General features: G+C 56.2%; 7 protein-coding genes. 6 read left to right on the forward strand and 1 reads right to left on the reverse strand.

Translation table 11 applies throughout. From position 1 onward, the window contains the following. Window positions 1-52: 52 nt before the first annotated feature. The gene (locus KQI26_RS11190; RefSeq protein WP_216504477.1) at window positions 53-3769 is read right to left on the reverse strand and encodes an S-layer homology domain-containing protein; all 3717 of its coding nucleotides are present in this window, start codon (window positions 3767-3769) and stop codon (window positions 53-55) included. 331 nt (window positions 3770-4100) lie between these two features. Between KQI26_RS11190 and KQI26_RS11195 the strand changes: the two genes are divergently transcribed. From KQI26_RS11195 to KQI26_RS11220, 6 genes are all read left to right on the forward strand, one after another. Further along, window positions 4101-4385 (forward strand): hypothetical protein, encoded by a 285-nt coding sequence (locus tag KQI26_RS11195; RefSeq protein ID WP_216504478.1) that lies wholly within the window; start codon window positions 4101-4103, stop codon window positions 4383-4385. 417 nt (window positions 4386-4802) lie between these two features. Then, complete coding sequence (locus KQI26_RS11200; protein WP_216504479.1) at window positions 4803-7283, forward strand: LuxR C-terminal-related transcriptional regulator; 2481 nt, start codon at window positions 4803-4805, stop codon at window positions 7281-7283. A gap of 85 nt (window positions 7284-7368) precedes the next feature. Then, window positions 7369-7608 carry a DUF2442 domain-containing protein gene (locus KQI26_RS11205; RefSeq protein ID WP_216504480.1) on the forward strand — a complete coding sequence of 80 codons (240 nt, stop codon included), beginning with the start codon at window positions 7369-7371 and terminating at the stop codon, window positions 7606-7608. A 29-nt stretch (window positions 7609-7637) separates the two neighbouring features. Continuing rightward, on the forward strand, window positions 7638-10367 hold the full coding sequence (locus tag KQI26_RS11210; RefSeq protein ID WP_216504481.1) for an S-layer homology domain-containing protein: 2730 nt from the start codon (window positions 7638-7640) through the stop codon (window positions 10365-10367). A gap of 1205 nt (window positions 10368-11572) precedes the next feature. Continuing rightward, window positions 11573-12004: a translation initiation factor 2 gene (locus tag KQI26_RS11215; RefSeq protein ID WP_216504482.1), complete on the forward strand. Its 432-nt coding sequence runs from the start codon at window positions 11573-11575 to the stop codon at window positions 12002-12004. Window positions 12005-12121: 117 nt separating this feature from the next. Next, window positions 12122-13045 (forward strand): DUF3991 and toprim domain-containing protein, encoded by a 924-nt coding sequence (locus KQI26_RS11220; protein WP_371744136.1) that lies wholly within the window; start codon window positions 12122-12124, stop codon window positions 13043-13045. The last annotated feature ends 20 nt before the right edge of the window (window positions 13046-13065 follow it).

The following is a 13065-nucleotide window of genomic DNA, read 5'->3' on the forward strand; positions in this document are numbered from 1 at the left end:
TCACGGCAAACAGCCCCGGTTCCCTGTGAAAGGAACCGGGGCTGTTTTTGCGTCACTTCATGGAGCGTGCCAGGAAGGCTGCGATCTGTGCACGGGTGCAGGTGGCGTTGGGGTCGAACCGGTTGCCGCCCACGCCCTGGGTGATTCCGCCTTCCACGGCCCAGGCCACGGCCTGCGCGTAGTAGCTGTCGGCGGGAACATCAGCAAAGCTGACCTTATCCGTTGCGGAGGGCTGACCCATGGTGCGCCACAGCATGGTGACCATCTGGGCGCGGGTGATGGTGGCGCTGGGGTTCGTGCCGTCGGAAATACCCTTATCCTTGGACCACAGCTGCGCCTTTTCGTACCAGTTGGCGCCGCCGGAGAGATCCGCGTCATTCTGCCGTGCCAGGATCGTCCACATCTGGGCGCGGGTGGCGGTGGCGTCGGGCGCGTAGATCGTGGCGCTCATGCCGTTCACCAGGCCCCGGGCGCTGACGAAGTCGATCTCGTCCTTGGCCCAATGGTTTTGGGTGTCGATGAAGTTCTTGGCATTATCCACGATTTTCACCGTTGCACTGCCGTCCACGGTGAGCCGGATGCCGTCCTCGGTGGGAATGGAATCCTTCAAAATTTCCTCGGTGCCGTCGGGACGGACAAGCACCGCCACGGTGCCGGCGTTTGCGTTGGAAACGGGAATTTCCACCTCGGTCTTGCCGGAGTTCTGGGGCAGCTCCACCTTGACGGTGGGTGCGGTGCCGGAATTGCGGCTGGCCTCCACCTCAACGGGAGCCTTGACGGCCTTGCCGTTCTTCTTGGCGTTCTCAATGGCCTTGTTGCTGACCTTGGCATTCGCCTCGGTCTGGCCGTTCTTGTCGGTTTTCACCGTGCCGGTGGAGCCGTCGGCGGCCTTATTTTCGGTGACGGAGCTGCCGTCCTTCTTGGTCTCGGTCTTGGAAATGGAGCCGTCCTTGGCGGTGGTGGTCTGGGTCACGGTGCCGTCTTTGCGGGTCTCCGTTTTGGTGGTGGAGCCGTCCGGATTGTTCTTCGTCTCCGTTTTGATGATGGGGTTGCTGTCGTAGCTGCCGGAGCCGCCGGAGGAGGAACCGCCGCCGGTGCTGACGGAGTAGAGAGTGATCGTGCCGTCGGCCGTGGTGTAATTGTCCGCGTCCGCGCCGGTCGGGGTGAAGATCCACTTGTAGGCGATGTTTGCCTTGACCTCGGTGGTGTTATCCAGCTCCCACTTCACCGTGCCGGTGGGCCAACTGGTATTGGGCTTCAGCTCGGCTTCCTTCAGCATCTTCTTCGCGGCGGTGATCTTGGTATAAATAGGCTCGCCGGTGGGCTTCGCCTTATCTATATGTACGGGAATGCTCTGCACCGCTGTGTTGCTGTAACCGCTGTCACCCACGACCTTGTAATAAACGGTATAGTCACCCGCATTTGTTGCCATGGGGATATCCGTGCTGTACTCACCAGTTTCACTCAGACAGTACTTCATGGTGCCGCCTTCCGTGACGGTGCCCCCGGTGATGAGCTTCTGAGCCTGACGGTTGTAGGTCGGGGTTTTGGCCTTGGGCGGGGTGTAGACTGGGTCTTTTAGGGGGGCGGCGACGGCCTTGACGTTGATGGTCAGGGTGATGTCCTTGTAGTTTTGCGTTTTGGCCGTGACCTCCCCAGTGCAGATTGTATTGCCAACCTTGACGCTATCCGCAGGCGCGATGGGCAGGGTCAGCGTACCGTTTAAAATACTCATGTCGCCGCCGTTGTAATTGCCCAAATTGAATGTGCTGCTGTTCGGCTTATATGTTATCTCACCGTATTTGCAGCCGTTAGGCAGCGTCGGCAGCAGATCGTTCAGATTGAGCGTATATGTATCCTTTTTATTGTTCACGACATTCAGGTTGTGGGAAATCGTCCCCTGCGGCGTGGGGGCCTGGGTGATCTTGCCCTGCATGCTGACCTGCGTGGTCAGCTGATTACCGGCGAAGGTGTAATTTCCGTTCTCCGCCAACTTTATGATGATGTCAGCGTTCTGTATGCCGGCATTCGCGTCGGCGTAGGTCACGCTTTCAATCGTGTAGTCTCCACTCTTCAAGGTCACGCTGTTGCTCGACCCATTCGTAACCGTTACGCTGGTGACATCGCTGCTGCTGCCATTGCAGGTCCCATCGTACTCCTTGTCACGGAGGGTCACATCACTGACGGTGACGGTGAGCGGCGTGATTTTCCACTTCTTCTCCACGCTGCCCGTGTATTTGCCCGTACCGGTGATCTTCAGGGTGTAGTCCGTGGCATCGGTGCCGCTGCCGCCGGTGACGGTATAATCCTCGCCCAGCTTCAGCATCTTGTCGTTATATTTCACTTCATACGCTACCGTGATGGGCTTGCCGGTGTATACGAGATCGGCGCTTTTGGACATGAGCGTAATCACTGCTGAGTTCGTCAAATCTATTTTCGGCTTGGCTTTCAGCACCAATTGCGTTTGTTCACTGTTGGCCTTAATCTCATAGCTGTCATTGTCGCTCTTGAAGTAGCTTAGGTAACCGTGAGCATTCTCTGTAGGCGTGGTGATGGCAATGGTAGAATCCTCCGTGGGAGCCATCGCCGAACCCGTAGTCACGCCGATATCGGTGCCGTTGGTCAGTCCACTACCGATGGTGATGGTCTTGCTCGCGAGCAGATAGACATTATCGGTGACTTTGTTTCCCTCGCTTCCACTCGTGTTTTCACTAACAATCGGTTTGCCGGACACGGTGAATGTCCCGTTATCCACAAACACGCCGCCACCGGCGGTGTTGGCTGTGTTGCTTTTGATCTCGCCGCCGTTCATGGTGAACGCGCTGTTGCTGGAGGAGGCGACCTTTGTCACATACACGCCGCCGCCGTTGGTTTTGGCTATGTTGCTTTTGATCTCGCCGCCATTCATGATGAATGTGCCGCCGCTCACATACACCCCGCCGCCGGCATAGGTAGCCGTATTGCCGGTGATCTTGGCGCCGGCGTTCATGGTGAACATGCCGCCATTACCAATATTTACGCCGCCGCCGTTACTTGTAGCCGTGTTTCCGCTGATCTCGCCGCCGCTCATCTCGAATGTGCCGCCGCCCATAGATACGCCGCCCTTGTTGTTAGAGATCGTGCCGCCGGACATCGTGAACTCGCAGTATTGTGTCAGAGTCACACCTGTGCCCGTGTTGTTACTGATGGCACCGCCGTACATATTGAGCTTGGTTGTTTTGCCTACGCTTCCGTTAACCTCCACGCCTATACCGTTGCCGGTGATGGTGCCGCCGTGCATATTGAGCGTATAGCCTTTATATACTTTCACGCCATAATTTTTGCCGCCGGCGATCTGGCCGGCGCTGCCGCAGTCGGTCAGAGTCAGCGTCGATGCAGTATTGGCATAGACCCCAATCACGCAATCAGGAGCCGGGCTTCCGCATGTGATCTGCTTACCGTTCAGGCAGAGCGTGACATCGCCGGTGATCATAATAGGATGCTGAGTAATCTCAATATTACTGCCCAGATAGTAAGTGCCCTCCGGAAGCTGATAGACAGTCTCCTTATCTTCATCTCTGGAACCCCAAACCGCTATAGGTTTAGCTGTCCACGGGTCGTCGCCCTTCTTCAGCGTGCCGTCATCCACCCACAGCTTTGTGGCATCGGTGTGGCTTGGATGGCCCGTGCCATCCGCCGCCTGCGCCCCATCCGCCGCCAGCGCCGCCGTGGGCAGCAGCGTCAGGCACAGGGCCAGCGCCATAAAACAGCTCAAAATTCGTTTTTTCATAGGTCTCCTCATTCACTTCATTCCCTGCCGGGGGCATAGCTCCTGCGCGCAGGGGTATCCCGTAGGGAGTTCTCCCTACGGGTCCGGGGGCGCCCCCGGATCGGTTTGCAGGTTTATGTGCTGAGTATAGCATATTTTTCGCGGTTTGTGCGGTCAACTGCACGAAATGTACTTATTTCGGCCTGAAATGTCACCGGAGCGGCCCCGGCTGACGTTCCGCCTGCGTTTCTGTCCCTTTTCTGTATGATGGAATGATACACCGTACCGCTTTCCTCCCAGCAGCGTCTGACCCACTTTTGACCCAGAACGGAACCGGAGCAGGCAGGGCTGGATGGAAACAATGGAAAAATCCGCCGAACGAATGGCGGTAAAAAGCACAAATCGGAGCCGAAATGATTCCGATTTGCCCTTGAGACAACCTACGGACCAGAAGGCCGGGGGTTCGAATCCCTCACGGCGTACCAATATAGAACTTCTTCCCATCCATACGGGAAAGGGCTTCGGCGTGAACGGCTTCACAGAGCTTCGGGAACTTCTCGGCGGCGGGGTCTTCGGGTTCCTCGGTCTTCACATTCAGGAAGATATACCATACCGCAGCTTGCCGACAATAGAATGAGCTGAGATCCCCAATACTTTATTTGAGGCGGCCAAGCGTTCCGTTTTGCCACCTCTGCTTTGCTATACTCTTTTCCTGCCTATAACTTTTCTTTTAATTTGGGCTTGACTTTTTAGCAGGTTTGGGTCTGTTTTTTAAGAACAATAATTTTTGCAAAATTTTAATATCAAACTTTGTAAAAACATTCTTTTACGGACGAAGCGATAAATATTTCTGGAAAGCTTATGAGAAAGGTCATAGTCAAACCTTTTGTCACAGCATCCGTGCTGTAGACAAGAAGGCACCCTCTTTTCCATAGAATGCTCGAAAAGTGGGTTTCATTCAGTTTACACTTGCGGATAAAATCGGTATAATTACATACAAGCCAAAACCGTTATAGACAAAGAAGTCTGTTGAAGCGCATCGGAGGGTGGAACCATGCCAAAACCGAAATGGAATCTGAATACCATTTACATATCCGAGCGGCTGCAGGAGAGCCTGCGGCCCATCTCCCGCTGCGCCATGACCACGGTGGTGGCGCCCATGGGCTACGGAAAGACCACGGCGGTGAACTGGTATCTGAGTGAGCGCGCCAAAGCGGAGACACTGTGCACCATCCGCATCAGCGTATACTCCGACAATCTTGCCATCTTCTGGAAAAGCGTGCAGGAAGCGTTTTCCCGGGCCGGGTTTGACATTCTGCGGGACTATCCCTGCCCCACAGACGCCGCAGGCGGCGGACTGCTGGTGGACGATCTCTGCCATGCACTGGCGGGCGAAGTCCCATGCTGCATTTTCATCGACGATTTTCACCTGCTGACGGACAAGCGCGCTTCGCTGTTCCTCTGTATGCTGGCAAACCGGCTACCTTCGAATGTGCATCTGATCGTTGCCAGCCGGGACCGTTTCCTGCCCGCCGCGGAGGCGGTGCGTCTGGGGGCAAAAGTCTATCAGATCGGCACGGATCAACTGCGCCTTAACCATACGGAGCTGGCTGTCTATGCCCACCGCTGCGGCACGGAGCTTTCCGACGCGCAGGTGGAACGCCTACTCTATTCCAGTGAGGGCTGGTTCTCCGCCGTATATCTGAATCTGCGGACGCTCTCCGAGCGCGGCGTGCTGCCCAGCCGCCATTCCGATATCTACGCCACCTTTACCGCCGCCATGATCGATCCGCTGCCGAAACAGCAGCGGGAGTTTCTGGCGGTCATGGGGCTTGCCGATGAATTTACCATCGAAATGGCACAGTATGTCACAGGCGATGGGGATGCGGGGCAGATTCTCTCTGCGTTGACGGAGCAGAACGCCTTTGTCACGCGTCTGCCAGACGGCGCGACCTATCGCTTCCACCACATGATGAAGGAGTGCGCCGAGCGCAGCTTTCTGGCGATGCCAGCGGAAACGCAGCAGCGCTATTGGAAGCGCTTCGGCCTGTGGTATGAGCAGCACCGGCAGTATCTCCACGCCCTCGCCGCTTACCGGAAGAGCGGGAATTACGACGCGCTGCTGCGGGTCATCCGCAGCGATGCGGGCATCCTGCTGGCGTCGCTGAAGCCGGAGGATGTGCTGACGGCGCTGGACAACTGCCCCGCCGAAACGCTGAAGGCCTACCCCTTTGCCATTCTGGTGCTGATGCGCCGGATGTTCACCTGGCGGCAGATTCCGAAGATGCTGGAACTGAAAGCGCTGCTGCTGACGGCCATCAGGGAGCATCCGGAGATGTCCGAAGAAGAGCGCGGCAACCTGCTGGGGGAATGCGATCTCATTCTGAGCTTTCTTTGCTACAACGACATCAGCGCCATGAGCCGCCTGCACCGCAGCGCCAGCGCGCAGATGTCCCGTCCCGCCATCAGCATCCAGTCGAGCGGCGGCTGGACCTTCGGCTCACCGTCCGTTCTGATGATGTTCCACCGTGCACCGGGAGGGATGGAAAGCGAGCTTGCGGAGATGGACGAGTGCATGCCCCATTATTACAAGGTCACGAATCACCACGGGCAGGGTGCAGAGACCATCATGCGCGCCGAGGCGCTGTTCTGTCAGGGCCGCTTCACGGATGCCCACATTGAACTGGAGCGGGCCTATGCACAGGTGAAGGACAACGGACAGATCAACATGGCGCTGTGCTGCGATTTTTTGTCGCGGCGGCTCTCACTGTATACCGATGTGGAGCAGCGGTACACCTTCGAGGAGCGGTACGCGGACCTGCTGCGCTATCACGACGCCTCGTGGATCAACCTCTGGAGCGCCGCCAGCGCCTACTACCATGCCCTGCGGGGCGAAACGGACAATGTCCCGGAGATTTTCTCCCAGCACCGTCTCTCTGATATCAATATGCTCGCGCCGGGCAAGCCCATGATGGAGATGATCGAAAATCAGGTGTATCTTGCTCAGGGCGCTTATGCCAAGGTCATCGGACACAGCGCGCAGCTTTTGGCTGTATGCGAGGCCATGCACTATGCACTGGTGGCCCTGCACATTCGCATCCAGACGGCGGCAGCCTATGCACAGCTGGGAAAGAGCGAGGAAGCCTGCACATGGCTGAGACAAGCCCTTTCCAACGCCGCACTGGACGGCCTTGTAATGCCGTTTGTGGAAAATTACGGTTTCCTGAAGCCCCTGCTGGCGCGGGAACTCAAAACTGACCTGATTGCAAAGATCACCGAGCTTGGCGAAGGGGCAGGGGCGCGAAACGCGGCGAGCACCCACCCAGCGGCCTTTGACGCGCTGACGCCGCGGGAATTTGAGATCGTGGAACTGATGGCGCAGCGGCTGAGTAACCGCGAGATCGCGGAAAAGCTCTACCTCTCCGAGGGGAGCGTCAAGCAGTATGTGAATCAGATCTATTCCAAGCTTCATATCGAGGGCGATACCCGAACCAAGCGGAAGCGGCTTGCCACGCTATTCGGGCAAAAGACCTAACCTTTGGTTAATGGTTATCCCATCGCGTCCACCGTACAATATTTGTACGGTGGATTTTTAGTTTTGCGGAAAGGAGGGCACGCACTTGAACCGAAGGTATCTCACAGCCGTCACACCGCTGCCCGACCATGTTTTGCAGGTGGACTTTGTGTCCGGCAGTCGGCTTTTGCTGGACATGAAGCCGCATCTGGACAAGATCCGGTTTCGCCCGCTGGCAGATGCGAGGGTATGGAACAGCGCTGTGACCAACGGCATCTTTGTCCGCTTTGGCGATGTGGAGCTGAGCCACGATGAGATCTTGTCCATGGCGGAACAGGAATGCTGACACAGAAAAGAACAGGAGGAGTCATCTGTATGAAGAAAAACCAAGTCATTTGGCGGCGGAGCATCAGTGGCTTTTTGGCCCTGCTGCTGTGCCTGACCCTGCTGCCCGCAGCGGCGCTGGCGGCGAATACTACAGCACCCCGCATCACCGCCATCGGCGGTCAGGAAAACCTGAGCATCAGTACAAACGATCATGGCAACGGCTGGAGCTATGACGCCGCCAGCAAGACCCTGACGCTGAATGGATATAACGGCGGCAGGATCGAGGTGGTGGGAGACGAAAAACAGAGTTTCACCCTGAAGCTGGTGGGCAGCAATACGATCAAAAACAGCGGCTCCGGCTATGGCCTGACAGTAACCTCCGCGGATGCTTCTTCTCTTGACAATCCGGATAACTACATGAATTTTACCATTACGGGCGATTCAGGTGCCAGCTTGAAGGTCAACGGCATTGACATTGTCAGAAGGGTCAAGCTTGTCATCGGCGGCAGCGCCAATGTTGTGTCGGAGACAACCGCAAAAAACGTCTGTGCGCTGAAGGGCGGCGGCGAGGGCAACTGCTCCGTTACCATTCAGGACAACGCGAACGTGACCCTGAAAAGCGGGATCGAGCAAACGCAGAACACCTTCTGTCTGGTGCCCATTATGGGAAACCTGACCATCGACACCAGCGGTAAGATCATGATCGATGCCAGCAGCACCGGCGGCCCCGCGATCCGGCTGGGAAACGGGAATGTATATACCTATCTGCGTCGTGTAAAGGAAATGACGCTCAAGTGGAATACAGGCGCTAATTACCTGCATAGGCACAATACAACGCCCTGTGTCGAGAATACGGGCACTACGGATACCGGCGAAGCAATCACGATCTACCGCACAGGACCATACGTCTGGGTGTTGTTTAGAAATAACTCCGGTACGCCGAAGTATCTCAATGCCACCGTACCACATTATGACAGAAAGTTTATGAAGGGCGACATGATCACCATCTTCGCAAAGGCACCAGAGGCAGGAAAGCGGTTTACACACTGGACATGGGAATGCGTAGACAAAAGCGGTAACGATATACCCCTGGAATTCCTGAACGGCACCAGTGCCGCCTCTGCCAATGCTGAGATCAAAATTCCGGACCCGGAGAACATCAAGCTTGCCGCCGGTGATCACAACCTCTATTTCACCGCCCACTATGAGGACATCCCCACCACCGGCGTGACGCTGAGCAAAGACACCCTTGCACTGGTGGTCACGGGCAGCAGCGAAACGCTCACCGCAGCAGTCCAACCGGCTAAGGCGTCCCAGAGCGTGACATGGGCCTCCAGCAACACAGCCGTGGCAAAGGTGGACGAGAACGGCACCGTCACCGCCGTGGGCGCCGGCGAAGCGACGATCACGGCTACGGCTGCGGTCGCGGCTGAAGGCGGCGAGAAGCCCTCCGCCAGCTGCACCGTCATGGTGACGGAGCCCACATACACGGTAACGCTGAACCCCAACGAGGGCACGATCGCCGATGGGAAAAATGTGACCGGCTATACCAGAGGCACGGGCGCAAAGTTGCCCACAGCTGCCGACATCACCCGGGAGGGCTATCTTTTCAAGGGCTGGTACGAGGATGCTAATTTTTCCGGTCCTCCGGTGACGGCCATCACTGCCACCGACACGGGTGACAAGACCTTTTACGCCAAGTGGGCGTTGGCGCACACCGTCACCGCCTATGGCCTTTACGGCGGAGTCATAGGGATCACCCCCGGCGAGACCTTTACCGAAAAGTACGCCGCTGGGGATACGGTCGCTCTCCAGATCGGCAAGCGGGACGGCTATACCCTGCGGAGTCTGACGCTGGAGGGGATCAGCGAGGATGCTCTGACCTGGGCTGCAAAAGGCGAAGAGAATCAACAGAGGGGCATCCACTTTGCAATGCCTGAAGGGGATGTGACCGTGACCGTCAACTGGCGGTCCAACTCCAGCGGCTCTTCCTCCAGTTCCGGCAGCAGCTACGCCGTGTCCGCCCCCAGCGCGAAGAACGGCGATGTGACTGTCAGCCCCAAGAATGCCTCCAAGGGCGACCGGGTGACCATCTCCGTCAAGCCTGACAGCGGCTACGAGGTCGGCTCCGTCACCGTGCTGGACAACAAGGGCAATGAGCTGAAACTCACCGACAAGGGTGACGGCAAATATACCTTCACCATGCCCGGCAGCAAGGTCACCGTCACCGCTGAGTTTGTCGAGGAGCAGGCGGCTTCCATCTTTGCGGATGTTCCCGCCGATGTTTATTATGCCAAGGCAGTGGAATGGGCTGCAAAGAAGGGCATCACCAACGGCAAGGCCAACGGTCTGTTCGGTTCCAACGATCCCTGCACCCGTGGCCAGATCGTTACCTTCCTGTGGCGTGCCGCCGGTTCTCCCGCCCCCAAGGGTACAGCCAAGGTTCCCGCCGATGTGCTCCCCGGCAGCTATTGCTATGACGCAGTGGCATGGGCGCTGGAAAACGGCATCACCAATGGTCTGGATGACGGCACCTTCGGCGTCAACAGTACCTGCACCCGCGGCCAGAGCGTGACGTTCCTGTATCGCGCCATGGGCACCGCTCCCACCACGGTGAACGGCTTCACCGATGTGGCGGCCGGCGATTTCTACGCCGAGGCTGTGGCCTGGGCCGTGGAAAACGGCGTGACCGACGGCACATCTGCCTCCACATTCAGCCCCAACAATGGGTGTACGAGAGCGCAGATTGTCACCTTCCTGTTCCGCACCATGAACTGACCCACCTGATTGTTCTTTCTCATTCCTAACTCTCGGTTAGAGCGGGCTGGCCAGTGCCATGAATGAACCCTGATATTGCAAATAACGCGTTTATCCATCAAAGAGCGCCTGCAGTAGGTATCTATCGGACATGTGTATCAGAAAATTTTATCCCCTATAACACACACGGGGCGCACCGCATTGGTGTGCCCCGTGTGTGTTTGTATTGCTTAGAGTGCTGCATTTCTTTTTTGTAGGAATCCCGAAAATGCTAATGGCAGAGGTGGCTTGCGCTATGAAAAATTCCACTCACACAATGCCATATCTGCACCCATCTACCCGATGGATACTGATCATTTTTTCTCGCTCCGGCAGAAACAGCGCATATAGTCCTCATGCTCTGCTGGTTCTGATTTTCTGCACAATCTGTTCTCCGGTCAGCTCACTGATGCGGTGGATATTTTGGCAAAAGGGCTTCAGGCTGAAATCCATACCCGCGTTTCCCTGGACCAGCAGGATGCCTGTGATCGTGAAGCGGCGGGCAGATTGTTCCTCCCGCAATTCGGAGATATACTCCGGCGGCAAGTTAGCAAAATGGCACTGCATTACGAAAGACAGAGAGCGACCATTTTTTATTTGTAATTACAAATCCTCTCTGACCCACTTTTGACCCAGAATAGGATCGGGGCGGGCAGGGCTGGACGGAAAAACGGAAAATCCAACCAGCAAACAGCATCAAACAGCTTAAAACGGAGCCGTTTCGGCTCCGTTTTTTCTTCGAGACAACCTACGGACCAGGAGGCCGGGGGTTCGAATCCCTCACGGCGTACCAAGATGTGTTGATGAAAGATGCAGCACGGAAAACGCCGCACGAAAGTGCGGCGTTTTCACATATTTCCACCCACTCTCCGGCACAAAAAGTTCTGAAAATCGAAATTTCCCGCTTTTCAAATTTTTGCGGCGAGAGGCGACATAAAAAGATGCAGGAACGCGTTTTCGGAAAGTTCGGGTGACTCGAACCACCAGGCTGATAAAAGAGAGAAAAACAAGGCATCAAGCCGTCATTTGCTTCCCCACGGGGGATGCAAATGGCGGCTTTTTCGTTTTTCGGCGCCATTGGTGCTTTCGCTTCGTTTGTCTATCATTCCTTGGTGGTGTTGGTAATAGCTTTCACTGAAACTTTCGGGTATGCTTGCGTTGCAAAAAAACGAAGGAGGTATCCGAGAATGGCAACCACCAAAAACTTGTGCGCTCAGATCCCCATTGACCTGCATGAGCGGGTCAGCGAAGAACGAGAATGGCTGGGTCAGACCACCAGCGAGTACATCGCCAACCTCATCCAAGACTATTACAACATAATGGAAAAACAGAAAGGCGGCATTCAAATGACTGAAAAAGGCAGAACGATGGCATTCCAGATTCCCGAAGAACTCTTCCAGCGCATCAAGCGTCACCTGGAGCGCGAGACGCTCCGCACCGGCAAAAAGCTCACTCAGCGAGACTTCGTGCTGAACCTGATCACGCAGGCACTGGACGAAGCAGATGCAGAGAGCGCTGCAGAGCAGGGCGCCCCCGCACAGCCCCCTGTCGCGCCCTGTGTGACCGAGGAAGCCGCTTCTGCGGACATGGGCACCCCCAACGAGAATAACGCCGTGTAAGCCAGCACAAACGCCAAAACAAAAGAACACACTTTAGAAGAAAGCCGGTCATGGCATCCGAACAGTTCGGGTGCCATGACCGGCTTTTTGCATTTTGCGAGAAAGGAGGAACTCACCGTGGCAAGCGAGATCAAAAGTCGCTTTACAGACACCGAAATGCAGATTGCCAGGGAAACCGACCTGCCGGATCTGCTGACCCATCTGGGCTATCAGGTTAAGCGCATTGGCCAGTATCACACCGCCGCAGAAATGGACAGCCTGCGGATCAAGGACCGGCGCACCTGGTTCCGCTACTCTCAAGGCATCGGCGGCGATGCGATCACATTCCTGCAGCAGTTCTGCGATAAAACTTTTCCGGAGGCAGTAGAGTACCTGCTGACCTTTCAAGGCAAGGCCAGAGACGCTCCTGTCAAAACAAAACCAGTCACCAAGCAGGACGAGCCGCCAAAAGAGTTTGCATTGCCACCGCGCAATGTAGATGACCGCCGCGTATTCGCTTACCTGCGCAAGCGCGGCATCGCTCCGCAGGTGATCCTGCAATTTTTGAACAGCGGCCTGCTGTACGAGGACGCCGAGTATCACAATTGTGTTTTTGTTGGGAAGGATGCGACCGGACAAGCCAAGTATGCCGGACTGCGCGGAACCTACGACCAGAACGGAAAAGGCTTCCGTGGAGATGTGACAGGCAGCGATAAACGCGTCGGCTTCGCGCTCCCGTATGACCGCAGCTCAGATCAGGTTTTCGTATTCGAGGCGCCCATCGACTTGATGAGCTATCTCACACTCCACCGGAACACACAGAACGCGCTGGCCCTCTGCGGCCTTTATGACGGCGCGCTGCAAGCCTATCTTCGGAACAATCCCCAGATCAAGCGGATCGTTCTTTGTTTGGATATGGATACACCGGGGCAAGAAACGGCGGAACAGCTCCGGAAAAAATACGCGGAAATGGGATATGAGATATCACAAGAGAAGCCCCGCATCGGAAAGGACTGGAACGAGTACCTGCAAAAAAGGAAAGTGCTGGAAAGGGGGCGGTGAACTAAGTAACATCAACTGCG

The sequence above is a fragment of the Intestinimonas sp. MSJ-38 genome, from assembly GCF_018917925.1.
In the GTDB taxonomy this organism is placed as follows: domain Bacteria; phylum Bacillota; class Clostridia; order Oscillospirales; family Butyricicoccaceae; genus Pseudobutyricicoccus.

Bases quoted from the DNA above. Each gene is read 5' to 3' on its own strand.
- KQI26_RS11190 (WP_216504477.1), bottom strand. From the start codon at position 3,769: ATGAAAAAACGAATTTTGAGCTGTTTTATGGCGCTGGCCCTGTGCCTG.
- KQI26_RS11195 (WP_216504478.1), top strand. From the start codon at position 4,101: ATGGAAACAATGGAAAAATCCGCCGAACGAATGGCGGTAAAAAGCACA.
- KQI26_RS11200 (WP_216504479.1), top strand. From the start codon at position 4,803: ATGCCAAAACCGAAATGGAATCTGAATACCATTTACATATCCGAGCGG.
- KQI26_RS11210 (WP_216504481.1), top strand. From the start codon at position 7,638: ATGAAGAAAAACCAAGTCATTTGGCGGCGGAGCATCAGTGGCTTTTTG.
- KQI26_RS11215 (WP_216504482.1), top strand. From the start codon at position 11,573: ATGGCAACCACCAAAAACTTGTGCGCTCAGATCCCCATTGACCTGCAT.